Source organism: Leptolyngbya sp. UWPOB_LEPTO1 (genome assembly GCF_017302695.1).
Lineage (GTDB): Bacteria > Cyanobacteriota > Cyanobacteriia > Leptolyngbyales > Leptolyngbyaceae > Leptolyngbya > Leptolyngbya boryana.
In genome coordinates this window covers 51,474-69,396 of the sequence record NZ_JAFLCJ010000003.1, presented here as the reverse complement: position 1 = coordinate 69,396, position 17,923 = coordinate 51,474, and the positions used below count along the sequence as shown (strand labels likewise).

Below are 17,923 nucleotides of genomic sequence, written 5' to 3'. Positions count from 1 at the left end.
AAACGCCGATGAAAGTCGTATCCTAAGAATAGTGTGAAGTTTTTTAAACTGAACGCTTAACCCTTTCTCCAAGACTCTATGAAATGTATTATCGATCGCCGTGCCCAATTTTCGGCAAGTCATCGGTACTATCTGCCGGAACTCAGCGAAGCGGAGAATATTGAACGCTTTGGGGCATGTACTCGATCTCCCGGACATGGACACAACTATGTGCTGTATGTCTCCATGTTGGGAGATTTAGACGAATACGGCATGGTTCTAAACTTGTCTGATGTTAAGCATGTCATCCGGCAAGAAGTGACCAGTCAGCTTGACTTCTCTTACTTAAATGATGCGTGGCCTGAGTTTCAACAGACTCTTCCCACCACCGAAAATATTGCTCGATCGATTTGGAAAAGGCTGGAATCGCATTTACCGATCGTCAATATCCGGCTCTACGAACATCCTGAACTCTGGGCAGATTATCTAGGAAACAACATGGAAGCCTATCTCACCATTAGCACTCACTTTAGTGCGGCTCATCGTCTCGCTCGTCCTGATTTGAGTTTTGAGCAAAACTGCGAAATCTACGGCAAGTGCGCTCGTCCGAATGGTCATGGTCATAACTATCATTTAGAAGTCACGATCAAAGGCGAAATCGACCCCCGCACCGGAATGATTGCTGATCTCGTCGCCTTTCAGAAAGCAGTAGATGACTATGTGGTTGAGCCATTTGATCATACGTTTCTGAACAAAGATATTCCTTACTTTGAGAAAGTTGTGCCGACTGCGGAAAATATTGCCGTGCATATTCGCGACTTACTAGAAGATCCCATTCAGCAAATTGGGGCACGCCTCTATAAAGTGAAGCTGATTGAAAGCCCGAATAATTCTTGTGAAGTGTTCGGTGCTTCTGTCAGTGATGTGATGCCCCTGTTAATGCGCGAACCTGCATTTGCAGGTGCATAATCTCACACAATTTGTTTCTCAGCAAAAACAGCCGATCGTGGTTTCAACGATCGGCTGTTTCCGTATAAATTCTATGTCTTAAAAATTAGTCGTGCCATTTTTCAAATCGCGTGTAGTATGCACAAATAGGTGTCTCTAATCATACAGAGGAGGTCTAAGTATCGACGCTGAACTGATTGAAACAACACCTTTTTAGGATTGCGAAATGCGATCTCTCATGTGCGCGAAAAGCAAAGAAACAATTACATCAAACTGATCAAATTAGAGTAGTTTCTTATCTAAAACTGCTCCATTTTCATTGCTTAAAAGTACCGTAAATACTGGGCTTTCAGGATTTTTAACTTTTTGGATTGAGATGTTTATTCTTGTAAAAACCTGGGCAGTCTAAATTCGTTACACCAGATGTTTGTTGAACTCAATCATTCATAAAATAGCAGATTTTTCCTGTTGTTTTCCGTATGATTACCCAGAATTTTCTGAGTCGAGTTCAGCACCCAAACAGCAGCAAACTTGCAATATTTTTATTGCGAAACCTGTCACTCATTCACTCAATAGCGGGCTAACAAAACTGTGGTTAACGGTATCAAGAGTTTATTCTCAAAACAGTCAAAGGGGGTTGGCATTGAGTTAGCCGCCGATCGCCTCAACATTGCGGTACTTCGCAAGCAGGGGCAAGGATTTCGGCTTGGCACTTATGCAACCGTTCCCATTCCTGAAGGTGTCTTTCATGAAGGACAAATCACCGATCCGCCTGCCATGGCAGAGATCATTCAGTCTGCGTTAGCCGAACACAAAATTAAAGTGAAACAGGTGGCAACTGCGGTATCTGGTGGACGTGATACGGTGACTCGAATTATCCCCGTTCCAGCAGAACTCGACGATCGAGAACTGCGCGAAATGGTGCTGAATCAAGAAGCGGGTCTATATCTTCCATTCCCTCGGGAAGAAGCGGACGTAGACTATCAGAAATTAGGGCTATTTATCGATGAAGATGGGATCGAGAAAGTCCAAGTCTTACTGGTTGCAACTCGGAAAGAGGTAACGGATTCGTATATCAATACGTTCCAGCAAGCAGGGCTGAAAATAGATGTCTTAGAAGTTAGCAGTTTCTCACTGATTCGTACGATTCGCGAACAATTACGGCAGTTTGCTCCTCAAGAAGCTGTTGCGATCGTCGATATCGAATTCGAGAGCACTGAAATCTCAATCACAGTAGATGGTGTGCCTCAATTCTCGCGAACGGTTCCGATCGGAACTTATCAAATTCAATCTGCACTCTCTCGTGCGATGAATTTACCGCCTTCGCGCAACATTGACCTGCTGCAAGGTATGACGATTCCAACGGCTGATTCTAATCGTCCAGGTGGCAATCCGGGTGCAGCAGCCATGCTGCGAGTGTTGGGCGAGCTAGGAGATGAACTGCGGCGATCGATTGATTTTTACCTGAATCAAGGCGAAAACTTAGAAATTGCTCAATTGATGTTAGCAGGACCTGGAGCCGCAATCGGACAGATTGACGAGTTCTTTACCCAGCGATTGAGCTTGCCTTGTAACTTAATCGATCCGATCTCAGCCCTATCGATCAGTGGCGAGGATATTCCAGTCAATCTCCGTCCAGGTCTGGGTGTCGTGCTGGGTTTAGGACTGCGGGAGGCGTGGTAAATGTACAGTTTAGATGTCAATTTTCTCAACGATAGACCGGATATTAAGCCCGATAAGCGACGGAGTGTCGGTCGTCCAAAACCGACAGGTTCACCTGAAGAAAAGCGTCCTTTATATTTTGGGTTTGCGGCACTGATCTTTTTCCCAGTGCTTGCAGGTGTCCTCTTCGGGATTCTCACCTTGCGCAATGGCGACTTAGAACGTCAGCAAGCGGATCTCGATACTCAACTCGGTAATTTAGAAACTGAGAAGAAGAATCTCTCATCGATTCAAGCGGAGACGAAACAGGTCGAAGAAGAAGCCCAGGCACTCGCATCGGTCTTTAACCAAATCAAGCCTTGGTCAGCGATGACCCAGGATATTCGCGATCGCTTGCCTTCGAGTATTCAACTGGCATCGATTACTCAGCAGAAAGTCGAGATCAATCAGGCTCAACCTGCTCCAGCCGCCCCAGCAGCAGGAACTCCGGCAGCAGCAGCAAAACCTCCAGTTTCTGGGCAGATCGAAATCAGAGGGCTGGCGAATTCGATGAATGATGTCAATGATTTCTTGTTGACGTTACAACAGTCGAACTTCTTGAAAGCAGAAGCAACTAAAGTGGTCAGTGCGGAGTTGGGTGAGGAGAAAACGCTGCAATTACCCGATTTTCCTGGGCTGAAGCGCGAAGGTGAGATTAAGCCGCCCCGCTTGCCGAGAAAAGTGCAATTTGTCATTTCAGCCGCGATTAACGATGTGCCTGCTTCGGAACTGATTCGAGAACTCGATCGTAAAGGGGCAGTGGGTCTTGTGACTCGGATTGAATCTTTGAAAGAACGCGGTGTGATTTCGACGACCCCCAAAGCACCTGCTAAACCTGATGCGACTGAAAAGAATGGAGCGAAGAAGCCATGACGACTGATTTTATGACGGAATCGGAGTTGGAGAATTCTCCAAGCTATCCGACTGCGTTTGGAGTTACTTTTACTCCAGCAATTGGCGGAGTGTTGTTAGGAGTGCTCGGGCTTGTTGCAGCAGGTGGCATCGTCTCTTATCTGGTCATGCCTGCTTGGGAGACGAATCAATCCTTAAATAGCAGCGTTAGAGAGAAGACCGAACAGCTTGAACAGCAAGGAGAAATCCGGAAACAGATTCAGAATGCAAAGGATCAATTAGCAAAAGCCAAGCAAAAGCGCGATCAGGTCTATGGCTTGTTTGCGAGTGAAAAAACGTTGAATACCTTGCTGCTCGATCTCAATCAACTGATTGAAAGAAATAATGCAGGTTTACTAGCTGCGACAAATACCAAGCTCAATGCTTGCCCAGTGTATGTGCAGCAGTTGTTTGCGACTCCGGGTGGTGCTCAAGAGTTTAAAGATAAGTTTGGAGATTTAGTCGCTGAAGCCAAACTCAAGCGGTTTAAGCCGGATGAGAAAGGTGCTGTGGTGATTAGCGATGGTTCACTCGGCACACCGATTAACGGGAAGTTAAAGCGGCAATCGATCAGTATTGATATCCGAGGTAACTTTAATCAGACTCAATCGATTTTTAGAACGATCGAGCGACTTCAGCCGTTACTGCTGATTCGCAATCTCGATGTCAAAGTGATCGATAACAAGATTTCCGAAGGGTTGTATGAGATTCAGCCGGATGGCACGATTCGCTACTTGACGAACTGCCAACCGGACAACCAGATTGCAACCACATTCGAGATGGATGCGCTGTTGCCGTTGACCGATGCTGATCGTAAGGCACTGCAAGCTGTTCCGCCTTTAACTCCGGCGAAATAGCTAAAGATTGAACCTTTATTTCCTATTTACCCCCAAGAGGAGTGTTAACTCGTGAAAGAGCTTCGAGCAATCAGTCTAGCAACTGCCGCGACCGTTGCCTTATTCAGTGGTCAAGCTGCATCTGCGAATCCGACGCAAGTCACTAATGTTCGCATCAATCCGAATGGTGCTGGCTTTGATGTGATCCTAGAAACCCAAGGTGGAAAAGCGCCTCAAGTTTTCAATGTCAATCAAGGCAATACTTGGAATGCTTACGTTTTTAATGCTCAAATTAGCCAACCCTTCCGTCAGGCAAATCCTGCGCCTGGAATTGCTCAAGTTTCTGTAGTTCCTTCGGGTGCGAATGGGGTGCAGGTAACGGTTGTGGGAACAACAACTGCACCGATCGGGCAAATTGCGAGCCGCAATGCTCAAGGTGTGATCTTGAATGTGTCGGGTGCGGGGGGTGGCAGTGCGCCGGATGCTCCTGCGAGTGTTCCAGCGAATGCTCCGACTGCTGCGGTTCCGTTGAATGTTCCGCCTGCTCCGATGGCTCAAGCAGCGCCTTCGACATCGTTACCCGGAACTGCGATCGCGCAAGCAAGACCGACTTCGACGACTCCGGTGACTCCATTTGTGCCGAGCGCGCAAGTTCCGAGTCAAGCTCAGCCAACGGTTCCAGTTGCCCCGACTCCGCCTCTGATGAGACGAGCAGTTGCTCCTCCTGTCGGCGATCAAGCGGTGTCACAAATTGATGCGTCTCCGACGACCATTGACCTGGGAACGAATGAACGAATTCCACGATTGGTCTTGAGAGATGCACCCGTTCGGGAAGTGCTTTCTTTGCTAGCACGGGCAGCGAATCTGAACTTGGCTTATAGCGAATCTGGTGCAGGAGCAGCAGGAGCAGGACAGGCTGCAAGACCCAATGGACCTACGATTTCTTTGGATATCCAGAACGAAGCGGTTCAGGACGTGTTCAACTATGTGTTGCGAGTTGCTTGTATTCCGGTTGCAAATGCAGGACCAGCAGCAGGCGCAAATGGTGGTGGTGCATGTGCAGCACTCGATGTGAATCGAGTAGGACGAACCATCTTTGTTGGTCCTCGCTTGCCGGATGATGCGCGCAATATCATCACCCGCACGATTCGGCTCAACCAGGTTTCAGTTGCAGATGCTTCAGCCTTTTTAACGACACAAGGGGCAGAAACACAGCGTCCTTTTGAGCAGGTGCAAATTCAGACGATCGGAGAAGGTGCAGCAGCACGAACGATCGAAACTCGCACTCCTACGATTTTGTCTCTCAGAGCAACAGAAGGCAGCGCACCACTCGTATTACGCGGACTCGCTGTTTCCTCGAACGATCGATTAAATTCGATTACGTTGACGGGTTCACCTCGTAAAGTTGAAGTTGCAACTCGCCTTTTGGGTCAACTTGATGCCCGTAAGCGCCAGGTTGCACTGAATGTGAAAATTGTAGATGTTAACTTGCTGAAGACCGAAGACTTCAACACGAGTTTCTCGTTTGGGATTGGCAACAATTTCTTTAACGTCGATCGAGGAGCAGCCGTCTTTAACTTCGGCTCGACGCGACCAGCAACGAATGCAGAAGCAGCAGGTAGTTTGACAGGTCGTCCGACGATCGATAATCCTTATTCAGGTGCTAACATCTTCTATGATCTGAATGGTCAACCTGTTACTATTGCGAACACCGCCCCAGGCACAAGAATCATCAATGGAGATCAGGTTACTGAGAATCCACCGCCTCTCAGCATTCGAGATGGAAACTGGTACAGTCAGCGCGCTGGGATTTCGTCTGATCCATTTCAAGCAGGGATCACTGAAGCAACCACAGCAACACCAACTGTAATTACTAGAACTCCTGGGACAAATGGTTCCCCTCCGACTGTAACCGTTACACCGGGAGCATTTGGAACGGTTACTGGTGCTCTACCATCTTTATTTCAGTTTCCAACCCAATTCTTAGCTCGCTTGCAATCTCAGGTTACAAGTGGTAACGCAAAGATTCTTGCTTCTCCAACGGTTGTTGTTCAAGATGGAGAGCGCTCGACGGTTCGGCTGACGCAAGAAGTCTTCAGCGGATTTAGAAGAAATTCTCAGGTGAATGGAACGCAGAGTACTGAAACGAATGAGCCAATCATCCGGGAAGCAGGTTTGATTCTGAATCTGATTGTCGATCGTATTGATGACAATGGTTTCGTTACGTTGCGCGTGAACCCTGTCATTTCTGCGCCTTCTAATGCAGTCAATTCGCCTCAAGGTCCGATTACGCTGATCAGCGGTCGGAGTGTTGAGTCGGGTGCGATTCGAGTCCGCGATGGACAAACGCTGATTCTTTCTGGAATCATTCAAGAGACCGATCGAGCTTCTGTCACGAAGGTTCCTATCCTAGGAGATCTGCCGTTACTCGGAGCATTGTTTAGAAGCACGAACCGCAACAACACTCGTCAGGAAGTTGTGGTGATGGTCACTCCACAAGTCATTGATGATGGCGATCAGGCTTCTTTCGGTTATGGTTATGTTCCAGGTAGAGAAGTGCGTCAGTTCTTGCAACAGCAAGAAAGTCGCTAATCAGATGGTGCGATACGTAATCTGATCTCACTGAAAATGTTCACTCAATACCAGAGTTCAGTAAAGACTGAACTCTGGTTTTTTTATGCGATCGTTTGCGGATGAACAATGCGGAGATTTGCGATCGCTGTGAAATCATTCGGATTGAAGGTTAGTCAATGATCAACACTATGCACTAGCATCACAGCAACTAGGCAAATATTATGCGATCGCTTTCCCATCACGCAATTTGAGTTGATCAAAAAAGCCTCCAGAGTATCCTGGAGGCTCAGTTCTATCTATCAATACTCAAGCTAAGATTCTTTCTTTGTCTCAGAGAACAGACACTTATCAGAATCACATCCTGCTGGGCCTGCTTCAATCAAGTCACCACCATCATGTCGTACCAAAGCTGCATAGAAGTCATCGGTCGATCGACGTTCTAACACTTCAGCTTGCAATTTCTGATAGGTCGCTTGATCGATTTTCTCAAACGGTAAGCGAGGGAAAGGAGCATCAAAGCGCGCTAGTAACGCTGCACTAATGTAGCCTTCATCGTTTTCGATCGCTTGATGAATCCGATGTGCTAATCCTTCTACTTCATCTTCTCGAAGCTCGATCGTAGCGCTGGTATTGTGAGCAGTATAGTATTTCTGAACTTGGAGATAGAAGTCCATTTGAGCGAGAGCCGAGAACTTCTCAATCTCAATCTGGTCGGCTCCTGGAATGTTTGCCCAAGGCACTTCCACGGGAATCTCAACTAGCCATTCTGTACACCGTGGATCAAATGGATCATTCAACAAATTGCCGTTTTCATCCTTATCGGACTGAGACGGAACAATGCTGTATCCATAATCCAAACACGCCAGTGCAACCGGATCATTCTTCCGGAAAGTAATGCGTCGAATAAAGCGCTGAGCTTTGGGCGGATGCCAACCTGAACTCGCACCTGTTAACAAAGATTTTGTTCCAGCAGGTTGAACCGTGGTACAACGATTCGGGCGACGAATCCCTTGGCGATCGCAGTACTCACCGACTACTCGATGCACAATCTCTTTCCAGCGCGATAGATATTCTTTTTCGCGCTCTTTGAACTGCATTCCAGTCAAAGTATCGGGTCTACCTGCTTCCCACCAGCGCAACCACTCTGTTCCGAATGCATTCACAAAGAAGTCAAACAGTCCGGTGAAGGAAACTCCAACGATCGGATCTACTTCTCGCGAATACTGATAGCGAGGCTCAGCAAATCGGTGATTGAGCAAAGCTGCAACTGAAAGTGCGCCTGCTGTAAATGCCTGCTCTTGAGCTTCGTAGTCCAGCGGATCAATCTGATTCAGGTGAACCTCAGACAAGTTACAGTGGAAGTCCTCACCAAGAATTTCTCCACATGGATTCAGCCCGTACCGTCCCAACCGATGCTCAAGTTCCTTGAGCGGCATGTTTGGATGTTTGGCTTGAATCCATTGCTGCCCATTGCCTGCTTCATACGCCCGAAGAAACTCGGATTTTAATTCGGGAGTAGTCAGAATATCAGCATTCGATCGAGCAATTGCTTCTGGAGCATACTGAATCGCACCTTCGCCCGAATAGAACTGCTTGCGAACTGCTTCTACACATTCTTCTAAGGTTGGCTTGTGGTGATAAACCCGAGTGTGATTTGCCATGCGGAGCACGTCACGATCGGGATCAATTCGCCAGTTTCCTTGCTCATCTTGCTGCCAGAGGTTGTCTTTTGCACCAGCAAACTCAGCATCTTCACTGCTGCCTTGACGCATCCCGGCAGATCGTCGAATGTTACCAGCAACAACACAAGCGGCAGCTTCATCAATCAGTAAGCAGCATTCAATTGGGCTAAGCTTGCGACCGAGTGCGCGATTGAGAACTTTGGCACAACGTGCATAGAGTTCAGGTAATTTGATCGGATTCGCAACGCCCCCAAATCCTTTCAATCTTTCACCTGCGGGACGGACATGACCTAAATCGATCGAGACTTCGACATCGCCTGTAAACCGCTCATCGGTTGAGAGTTCTAGCAAACTCTGATAGGACTTCACCCAACCTTGACGACTATCACCCACTTGAATCGTGACTTGATTGCCGTTGATCTCAAGCGCGGTTGCTTCTTCTCTTAAAAAGTCCGCTACTTCGCCAATTTCGCGGGTTACAGTCACATTCAAGCGATTGCGAATGGCAGGTAAACGATCGGTATATTTCGGTTCTAATATTGCCCCTGTTCCACTGCCCATCATGGCAAGATCCATCATCAGACCAAAGGCGCGCCAGTCGATCAGATTCGTACTCGTACAGTTGTACGATCCTGAGAAATTTTCTGGTTTGGCAATCCAATTTGTTCCACCGACCCAGAGCCACCGACCCGACGGCAAACAGTGCAGCGATCGCTGCATCTGTTCGATCAATTCTTGCTCTTCTGGGGTAAAATTGCCAAGGTCAGCGAGTCCTTGGATTGTCCGCTGGCTGACTTGTGCCCAAGACTCGCGACGAGTTTCGCTCAGCTTGCGGCTATAGGTTCGGTAAAAAACCGGATTTGCGGCAGGAGCCGAAGCCGGAAATTGACTGTTCTTTGAGTCAAACTCTGGCAAATCAGAGCCAGACGACCCTATTGGGCGTGCGATATCTTGAACCATGCGAAACTCCCTTTGTCTAGGTCTAGCGTCCTGAATTGAATTTAAAGAGATGAGCAACGCCATATATAGCGTTTTGTCTAATAGCGATCTACTCTACACCATCTTTCTCGAAAGTGGATCATTTTTTCTTAGTTCGAGCGTACTAAATTAGCGTAGCAGGAATTTCCTCGATCGTATATTTGTTCTATACAATCGGATGCGACCTTGCTTCCGTCTAAGGTTTTGTCTATGATTTGGCGTTAAACAATCCTGGTCAAATCATTAATCTGTTGTAAAAGAGAATAGTTTTCGTTTCCATTTCACAAACCTGACACTCGATTGTTCGATCGCTGTCCTAAAATGCTGAGATAGTCCCACATGCTCGATCGCTGAACCCCGACTGCATATGATGTCTTCTTCTGCCTTCTCCAACTTTCTCCGCGACCTCCCCGAAACCCTCCAGCAACCTGCGGCGTTGGCGATGCTCGGCTCTGTGGGCGCACATCTGATCCTGTTTGCGACTCTGCCTGCTTTTACTTCCTCCCCAGACCCCGCGCAGTCCGAGATTCGCCGCGTCCGTCTGCTCGAACCTCCTCAGAGCAGCAGCGCTCCTCAAGCTTCAACGTCCCGTCTTGGACTTCCTGCTATCCCGAACACTGCTAACAGCAAAATTCAACTTCCTCAAACTGGACAGACGATTCCCCCAGTTCCAAATCCCCTCTACACGCTTCCTGATCTCACGCCGCTGCCGATTCCTTCTTCTCCGCTTCCGCAGCGGCGCAACCTGGGTAGAAGTCTGACGCAAGCAGAGATTGATGCGATTCGAGAACGCATCAGAAAATTTCAAGCGCTTCAACAGCCTCCAACTCCTCCTCAAACCAAGCCCACAACTCCTCCCGAAACTCCTGCCCCAACGAACCCACAATCTCCTTCAGGGCTAACTGAGGCGAATCCGGCTGAAGTGGCACGAGGTACGACTCCAGTTCCGCCTGGAACCCCCAATCAGTCTGAGCAACCGCAACCTTCTACACCGCCTACACCCGTTCCGCAAACCCGTACCGATCAACTTCTCGCACTGACGCGCTACAATCCTCAAGGCACGACAAACCAAGACATTGCTGTCAATTCCCAAAACTTTACGCAATCTCTGAAAGACAAAGGATTGGTGTGGGAGCGGATTCTGCTGAGAAAGCCTGACGATCCGATTCAAGAAGTTCCTTTTCCTGATGGTTTTGTGCTGCAAAATTATCAAGAACGTCAACATCCTGCTGCGATCGCGGTACTTGTGGACAAAGACGGCAAACTGTTAGACAAGCCTCAGCTTCTTGCAAGTACTGGCTATGGGCTTTTGAATCAGAAGGCAGAAGAAATTGTTCGAGCCAATGCAACTCCAGAGAAAGTCGTCGATCTGATCCAGAAATACGAAGCGGCAAAAGCAGAGAACGATAGAAATAAAGCTCAAGCCTATCTTCTGGTGTATGAGCTTAAGTTTAAAGTTCCTGAGAGATCAACTGCTTCGGTCACACCTCCTGCCAATTAGATTTTTAGGATCACCCTGAAATTGCCGCGATCGCATGTCTCAATGATGCTGATCCGAAACTGCTGATGAATTCTCATCACCTAGAAGTCGAATCGTGAAACCGCGATCGCGATCGCAATTGCTGAGCTTCCTTGAGGTTTAAGCTCGTACAAGTCGCTGAAGTTGGCGGCTCTCTAGCTCTAAAATGCGTCGAGCAAAATCAGGATCACGATCGAGTAAATCATCGATCGCATCGATTGGAATAGCAAGGATGCGGGTCACTTCGCTTTCTGCAACGATCGTATTTTCGGAATTGCTATGCGTCAGCACCTCTAACTCATCTAAAATCTGCCCAGGATGCAAATGCTCAACCCGAACTCCGTTCTCGGATGAGTAGTGAATTCCTGCTGCACCTTCTAGCAGTAGAAGCAATTCGCGGCAAGTATCGCCTGTCTCTGTGATCACCTCTCCTTTTGAATACGGCTTGACTTGGGAGCGCTGCTCAATCTCGATTAAAGTTTGAGACTGAATTCGGTGGAAGAAATCACTGTTTGATAAATAAACTAACTTCTCAAGCGTCGGGAGCTGTCTGAGATCTGAAGATGGGAGTTGTTTCGCAGTGTCTTGAACAAGAGGATGATCAGGAAGCTTGTGCGCCAACGATTGCACGCGATCACCATTCAATTGAGCGATCGCAAAAAGGGTGGCTGCTTGAACAATTGGATTGTAATGTGAAAGCAACAGCTCTAAGTAGCTGATCGTATCTTGAGTTGAGATTTCTGCTGAATTCGGTTGTACTGAAGTCGCATCTGAATTCTGCTTCCTTAACTCTACGACGATTAACTCCTGTTTGCGCTGAACCGTGTCTTTGAGGACTTTGAGCACTGCTGCCTGACTTTGAAGCATCGGATGATTCAAAGCTCGATCGCATTCGATCCATTCGGACAATCGCGCCTGCAAACCTGCTAGTTTCTGATCTGCTTCTGGAGAAAGACCGCTCTGAATCCAATCTTCCTCTTGTTGGCTAATTGAGTATTGTTGATTGAGTGTGCGAATTGTTGCACCATCTTGCTGTTGAAGCCGCATCAAGCGTTCAAGCGATTTTTGATAGCCTGTTAATCGGATTTGGTTTTCGAGCGATCGCTGACGATTTGGATTTAAAATCTCTGGATCTTCAATTCCCAATTCTTCTAGCACTTCACGGTGTTCATCATCGGAAACGCCCAACTCTTGCCGCATTTGCTTTAAGACTTCTAAGCTACTAGAGTAGTTCACATACCCTTCTTCTAATGCCTCTTTCACGACACCTTTGTAAGCTTCATGGCGTTTCTCACGGGTGAAACCGGGCAGAATTTTCGCAAGAACATACACTTCGTTAGTATGCAGATCATCGAGCGATCGTCCCTCTAGATACTGCGAAACATCAATCTGTAATTTTGCTAACTGCTTGCGGAAGCGACTCGCTAAATTCTCACGTGAATAGAGATCAGAACTCCGTCGCCAAGCCTGTTGTAACCACAGTGTACTGAGAAAAACGATCGCAATATCAAAACTCGCTTGCACCCAGTATGGCATCAGTCGCAGTAAAGGACGACCTGCAAAAAAGAAGAAAAAGTTAAAAACACCGAATGTACAAATTACAAAAATGCGATGCTGAATGATATCAGGATGCAGCTTGAGTTGAGATTTGAGACGGTGCTCGATCAATCGCCCCATGAAATAAGCGATCGTAGTCGATGCACCTAAGACGAGAGGAACTGCCAAAATCTTAGGGATTGGAAGGGGTTGCCCGTTCAAGTACAGCCCAGGACTCATCAAAGATGCAAGCTGATCAGCATCACGATTCCATGCTCCAGAAAAGTAATAGTCCCAATTACCCGCATAGAGATAGTAGTAAACAAAGTAACCGATCACTAATCCAACATAGCCATATCGAATCAATGATTCTTCCGGCTTATTCAAGCCATCCCAGTAAGTTCGCTCAGAGTCAATGTCAAGACAAGGGCTTTGACAGGCAACACACGCACTTTTTTCTTTGCCATCGGTCTCGACTGTCCGACACATCGATTGCGTAATTTGGCTATCACTCATGTGCGCTTTACTGCCAAGTAGTCCTCTCGGCTCACTAAAAACAGTCTGTACCGGAGCCATCGGACAAAAGTACTGACACCAAGATTTGCCGCTATAGAAATAGCCAACTGCGATCGCAGCAATGATGGTAAAGACCAGCCATAAGCCCAAAACGAAGCGATCGGCATTAAAGAACAGAATTCGTCCACACAGTCCTACAAACAGCCAGCCAAATTGTACATAAAGATAGTTCCGACCGAGCCACGAATCAGAATTGACCTTTGCTAACTCATAGCGGACTTTCCCTGTTTTCTGATTTTCCCGTTTGAACTGACGCTGCCAACCCAGGGCACGTGGAATTTGAGAGAGAAAACTCAGCGGACAGATGCGCCGCCAGAGTTCGTGTCCAAACACAAGCAGGATAAAAATTCCAGCAGGAACGATCGCCCCCCAAAATAAGATGGCTCCGATCGCGTAAGGTGCTTCAGCAATACAGGTTCCTTGAACTTGCACACATTCTCCAGTCAGGCGCAATGGACTCCAAGGATGACTTTGTTCTGTCAAGGCTGGAGTCCAAGGGTCATAAAACAGAGAGGCAATAACAAGAAGCCACCCGATCGTAAGAACCCATCGAATGACGTGCATTTGACGTTCTGGCAGTTGTGCAAACATTAGGTCGCTCCATTCAATAGAGAACTGTTGATAGCTTTCTTCAGAAGAACTCAGTGTTCCGCCCTTCTTAAATCACGTTGGGAATTTTCCCAAACGATTACGAATCCGAATGAATGGATTTCAGCATCATAACTTTGTACTGCTCTCGTTGTATGGCTTAAGTTCTCCAGATGACTCATAGAGTAGAATCACTCCTCTCAAGGTGGATTCACTCTGGAACTTCCATGCTTCAAGTTGAGCGTGAGCTAAGCCTCAAGAGCGATACGAATCGCTTCGCATTTTCATATTCTATGCTGAGAGCGATTTCGCCCTTGTGGCATTCTACTTTAGCGCAGAGGATACATGAAAGGATTAGCAGGCAAGACGGTTTTAGTGACGGGAGCAAGTTCTGGAATTGGTCAAGCGATCGCGATTCGTTTTGCTCAAGAGGGCTGCAATGTTGTCCTGAACTATCGAAGTGATTCTGAAGAAGCAGAACAGACCGCAGCGATCGCGCAACAGAGCGCAACCGAAGCGGGACATTCTGTGCAAACGCTTTTAGCTCAAGGTGATGTTGCTCAAGAAGCTGATATTCTGCGGATGGTGCATTCTACAATCGAACAGTTTGGAGGCTTTGATATTCTGGTGAATAATGCTGGCATTCAATCAGAATTTGCGTCTCACGAGTTGCCCACTGAGAAGTTTGATCAAGTGATCAATGTCAATTTGCGAGGAGCCTTTCTCTGTGCGCGCGAGTCGATCAAGCATTTCCTAGCACAACACCGTTCTGGTGTGATTCTGAATGTTTCTAGCGTTCATGAGATCATTCCCCGTCCGATGTATTTGAGCTATTCCATCAGTAAGGGTGGAATGGGCAACTTGACGAAAACCCTAGCGCTGGAATACGCTAGTCGCGGAATTCGCGTGAATGCGATCGCACCTGGAGCAACGATCACTCCGATCAATGAGAGTTGGGTCGAAGATCCGCAGCAAAAAGCGATCGTCGAAAGTCATATCCCGATGGCGCGAGCGGGATATCCTGAAGAGATGGCGGCTTCGGCTGCATTTCTTGCATCTGAGGAAGCGGCCTATATTACTGGGCAAACACTATTTATTGATGGGGGGCTGACGCTGTATGCAGATTTCCGAGAATCCTGGTCAGCCTAGTCCAGTTGTTGCGGCACGTGCCCGTTTGGGCGAATGTCCAGTGTGGGATACCGAGCGACGAGTCTTATTTTGGGTCGATGCTTACAATCATCGAGTGCATCAATTTGATCCAGCAACTCGGAGAAATCGCTATTTGGAAACGGGCGATATCGTCAGTGCAATCGTGCTAGCGGGTCAAGATCGCTTACTCATCGCATTACGCGATCGGCTTGCTTTTCTCGATGTAAACACAGGCGCGATCGAGGTTGTATATCAAATAAAATTCCCTTGCCCGAACACTCGCTTCAATGATGGCAAGTGCGATTCTCAAGGGCGATTCTGGATTGGTGCGGTGAGTGATGCGCCAGAGCAAGCAGAACTTTATCGCTATGATCCTGATGGTTCGATGCATGTGATGGAAACAGGACTAACAATCTCAAATGGATTGGGGTGGAGTCCGGATGATGCAACGTTCTATTTGACCGATTCGGCTAAGCACTTAATCTATGCTTATGACTTTGATGCGAAAAGTGGTGCGATCGCGAATCGTCGTGTCCTGATCGATTTGAGCAGGGAGAGTGTCGATGGTGTCGTAGTTGAACCAGATGGCATGACGATCGACCAAGCCGGAAATCTCTGGATAGCCCTCTGGAATGGTTGGCGAGTCGCTTGCTTTAATCCGAACGGTGAAGAGATTCACAGCATTCAATTACCTGTTCAGCGACCAACGAGCGTTACCTTTGGCGGGGCTGAACTCAGAGATTTGTATATTACCAGTGCTTCAGTTGGATTGAGCCAGAAAGAAATTCAAAAAGGATTTAACGCAGGAGATTTGTTTTGTGCTGCGGGTCAAACCGCGATCGCAAAGCCAAACTTTAGATTCGGACACGATCCCTTGTAATCACTCCCCACTCCCCAAAGTAAATACCCTCAATAGCAACCCAATCACTCGATCGCTCTCCCCTGCCGACTGCCAAACAGATGAGCATACACATAAGTAAACACACATCCAAAGAGCACAATCTGAAACGTCAGAAAAATCCACAGCATCAAAATCATCACACTGCCAATCACACCATAAGATAGAAAAGCAGCCCCAAGCGAGATCACACTATTACTGACTAACTGCTGTAATCCGACTAATCCAGCAGTCGTCAGTAATGCTCCTAACCACACATCTTGCCAAGCCACCCGCACCGAGGGCAAAATCTTGAACAATACACAAGTTGCTAATGCCAGAATAAAAAATGCTGATCCAGTTTGCAGCCCTTGGCTCAATTGTGATTCGTCGATCTGGAGAAAAGCAAAGGTCGCTTGAAACGTAGACACAAGTTGCAGAATTGCTTTAATCGCAATGCTAGTTATCAGCGAGGAGAGCAACAATAAACCTGCTCCCATCATCAATAAAAACGAAAACAATTTGTTCACAATAAAGAAAAGCACGATCTTTGGAACTGAGCTACTTTCAGGCGATCGATTGGACGATCGCCAAATCTTATTCACTGAAGCTCTCAAAATCTCAAACACCGAGCTAGCTGTCCACAACAGCACTCCAAACCCAATAATTCCAGCGCCAGCACTATTTCTGTACAGTGCAAGCAGTGTGTTTCTGACTAAGCCATGAACTTCAGGGGGTAGAAAACGCTGTCCTGCTGCTTGAATTTGTTGAAATGCTTCTGTTCCGGGTTGAACCCATGAGCCAATCACGCTCAAAAGCACGAGAAGCATAGGGAACAGAGAAAACAGTGCAAAATAAGACAGAGAAGCTGCCATTCCAGGACAATTATCGTGATTCCACTTCATTCCTGTCCGAATCAGCAATTGGGCAGGCTTGGAAGGCAGAATATTCGATCGTAGATAGTGCAGCATTCTAGAGCGCCATCAGTGAGATAGGTTCAATGTCTGGATCATAGCTCATCAGATCGCGTGCTCTTTGAGCGATTGTCGTGCTGTGATCAGAATTGACTTTCAGAGTGGAGTAGACATCGGAATTGCCTGAGATTCATCAAATTCAGGTAGCGTTGCTAGCTTACGAATCGAAACATGAACATCCATATTCAAGTAATCGCCAGTTTCGCCAAACCATGATCCCGACAAAGGAATCACCTGCCCTGGATGCCGTGCGATCGCCACTCGAATCAAATCATATCCTGCTGTAATTCGGTTCGTGGGATCATACGCTCGCCATCCCGCACCGGGTAAGTAAACCTGCACCCAAGCATGAGTCGCTCCTGAACCTGTCATTCCAACTTCACCGCCATCTAAAGCAGAATCATAGAGATAGCCACTGACAAATCGACAAGCAAGCCCCAATCGCCGCAATGCTTCAATCATGAGCCAAGCATAATCCCGGCAAGTTCCCGACTTTAAGCGCAAGGTTTCCGCTGGACTCTGAGTTCCTTCGACTTCGCGCCCTTGATAAGTCAACGTCTGGTTAATGGAATCCATCATCCGGTGCAAGACATCCAAGGTATTGTCTTGATCCCCTGCGACAAAATGTTTTGTCCATGCAGCGAGATGACCTTCGGGATCTTCAGTGTGGGGACGAATGAAACTCGATAAATCATTCCATTCGTCTGGTGTGTATTGAACGGGGATCTCTTCTGCACGGTGATCGAGGGGAAAATCCGCGATCGCTGGAATCCCAAAATGCTCGCCTCGCATTCGGTAGGTCACGATCAATTCCTTGGCAGGCTGGCTAAATGTTAGTAACGTCACATTATTCGAGAGCGTATCCATCATCCAGCGCATCTCACAGGGAATATTCGCCTCTAATGAATAGCTAAGGATGCGCCCACCAAATCCCATACTGGGCAAAAAAATTGCTCGATGCTCCCCAAACGTTACCGGGTTTTGATACCGATACGTGGTGATGTGTTCCAGATCGTAAATAACACTCATAGTATTTCATCAAAATTTACTAGTAACTGAAGTCTGTTCTGCCCGGCTTGATGAGGGTTCTCTCAAAGACCATACGATACAGTAAA

General features: G+C 47.4%; 12 protein-coding genes. 8 read left to right on the top strand and 4 right to left on the bottom strand.

Annotated elements, in window-relative coordinates; translation table 11 throughout:
- Positions 1-78: 78 nt before the first annotated feature.
- The 5 genes from J0L70_RS05635 to J0L70_RS05615 all read left to right on the top strand — a co-directional run bounded on the left by J0L70_RS05635 (position 79) and on the right by J0L70_RS05615 (position 6,947).
- The gene (locus J0L70_RS05635) at positions 79-948 is read left to right on the top strand and encodes a 6-carboxytetrahydropterin synthase (protein ID WP_287453494.1); all 870 of its coding nucleotides are present in this window, start codon (positions 79-81) and stop codon (positions 946-948) included.
- A 570-nt stretch (positions 949-1,518) separates the two neighbouring features.
- Complete coding sequence (pilM, locus tag J0L70_RS05630; protein ID WP_017289398.1) at positions 1,519-2,610, top strand: type IV pilus assembly protein PilM; 1,092 nt, start codon at positions 1,519-1,521, stop codon at positions 2,608-2,610.
- On the top strand, positions 2,611-3,501 hold the full coding sequence (locus tag J0L70_RS05625; protein WP_017289397.1) for a PilN domain-containing protein: 891 nt from the start codon (positions 2,611-2,613) through the stop codon (positions 3,499-3,501). It abuts the gene before it with no gap.
- On the top strand, positions 3,498-4,376 hold the full coding sequence (locus J0L70_RS05620; RefSeq protein ID WP_017289396.1) for a hypothetical protein: 879 nt from the start codon (positions 3,498-3,500) through the stop codon (positions 4,374-4,376). Before J0L70_RS05625 ends, J0L70_RS05620 begins: the two co-directional genes overlap by 4 nt.
- Before the next feature lie 51 nt (positions 4,377-4,427).
- On the top strand, positions 4,428-6,947 hold the full coding sequence (locus J0L70_RS05615) for a type IV pilus secretin family protein (RefSeq protein WP_287453493.1): 2,520 nt from the start codon (positions 4,428-4,430) through the stop codon (positions 6,945-6,947).
- 293 nt (positions 6,948-7,240) lie between these two features.
- Here J0L70_RS05615 and nrdJ read toward each other — a convergent pair whose 3' ends face one another.
- Positions 7,241-9,571, bottom strand: coding sequence for a ribonucleoside-triphosphate reductase, adenosylcobalamin-dependent (nrdJ, locus tag J0L70_RS05610; RefSeq protein ID WP_287453492.1), 2,331 nt, complete (start codon positions 9,569-9,571; stop codon positions 7,241-7,243).
- Positions 9,572-9,956: 385 nt separating this feature from the next.
- Between nrdJ and J0L70_RS05605 the strand changes: the two genes are divergently transcribed.
- Entirely contained in the window at positions 9,957-11,090 is a 1,134-nt protein-coding gene (locus tag J0L70_RS05605; protein ID WP_287453490.1) for a hypothetical protein, read from the top strand.
- A 138-nt stretch (positions 11,091-11,228) separates the two neighbouring features.
- Here the strand turns inward: J0L70_RS05605 and J0L70_RS05600 are convergent, their stop codons facing one another.
- On the bottom strand, positions 11,229-13,811 hold the full coding sequence (locus J0L70_RS05600; protein ID WP_287453489.1) for a cyclic nucleotide-binding domain-containing protein: 2,583 nt from the start codon (positions 13,809-13,811) through the stop codon (positions 11,229-11,231).
- A 342-nt stretch (positions 13,812-14,153) separates the two neighbouring features.
- On the opposite strand from J0L70_RS05600, the gene J0L70_RS05595 reads away from it, so the two are divergent.
- On the top strand, positions 14,154-14,957 hold the full coding sequence (locus J0L70_RS05595) for a glucose 1-dehydrogenase (RefSeq protein WP_017289391.1): 804 nt from the start codon (positions 14,154-14,156) through the stop codon (positions 14,955-14,957).
- Positions 14,926-15,837 carry an SMP-30/gluconolactonase/LRE family protein gene (locus J0L70_RS05590; RefSeq protein WP_287453488.1) on the top strand — a complete coding sequence of 304 codons (912 nt, stop codon included), beginning with the start codon at positions 14,926-14,928 and terminating at the stop codon, positions 15,835-15,837. Before J0L70_RS05595 ends, J0L70_RS05590 begins: the two co-directional genes overlap by 32 nt.
- 44 nt (positions 15,838-15,881) lie before the next feature.
- On the opposite strand, the gene J0L70_RS05585 is transcribed toward J0L70_RS05590, so the two are convergent.
- Together J0L70_RS05585 and J0L70_RS05580 are read right to left on the bottom strand one after the other, a co-directional pair.
- Positions 15,882-16,805 carry a YihY/virulence factor BrkB family protein gene (locus J0L70_RS05585; protein ID WP_287453486.1) on the bottom strand — a complete coding sequence of 308 codons (924 nt, stop codon included), beginning with the start codon at positions 16,803-16,805 and terminating at the stop codon, positions 15,882-15,884.
- 99 nt (positions 16,806-16,904) lie between these two features.
- Entirely contained in the window at positions 16,905-17,837 is a 933-nt protein-coding gene (locus J0L70_RS05580; protein WP_287453484.1) for a transglutaminase family protein, read from the bottom strand.
- Positions 17,838-17,923: the final 86 nt, after the last annotated feature.

Excerpts from the sequence above, each read along its gene's own strand:
- J0L70_RS05585 (WP_287453486.1), bottom strand. The coding sequence starts at position 16,805 with ATGCTGCACTATCTACGATCGAATATTCTGCCTTCCAAGCCTGCCCAA.
- nrdJ (WP_287453492.1), bottom strand. The coding sequence starts at position 9,571 with ATGGTTCAAGATATCGCACGCCCAATAGGGTCGTCTGGCTCTGATTTG.
- J0L70_RS05600 (WP_287453489.1), bottom strand. The coding sequence starts at position 13,811 with ATGTTTGCACAACTGCCAGAACGTCAAATGCACGTCATTCGATGGGTT.
- J0L70_RS05635 (WP_287453494.1), top strand. The coding sequence starts at position 79 with ATGAAATGTATTATCGATCGCCGTGCCCAATTTTCGGCAAGTCATCGG.
- J0L70_RS05590 (WP_287453488.1), top strand. The coding sequence starts at position 14,926 with ATGCAGATTTCCGAGAATCCTGGTCAGCCTAGTCCAGTTGTTGCGGCA.
- J0L70_RS05595 (WP_017289391.1), top strand. The coding sequence starts at position 14,154 with ATGAAAGGATTAGCAGGCAAGACGGTTTTAGTGACGGGAGCAAGTTCT.
- J0L70_RS05580 (WP_287453484.1), bottom strand. The coding sequence starts at position 17,837 with ATGAGTGTTATTTACGATCTGGAACACATCACCACGTATCGGTATCAA.
- J0L70_RS05620 (WP_017289396.1), top strand. The coding sequence starts at position 3,498 with ATGACGACTGATTTTATGACGGAATCGGAGTTGGAGAATTCTCCAAGC.
- J0L70_RS05605 (WP_287453490.1), top strand. The coding sequence starts at position 9,957 with ATGATGTCTTCTTCTGCCTTCTCCAACTTTCTCCGCGACCTCCCCGAA.
- J0L70_RS05625 (WP_017289397.1), top strand. The coding sequence starts at position 2,611 with ATGTACAGTTTAGATGTCAATTTTCTCAACGATAGACCGGATATTAAG.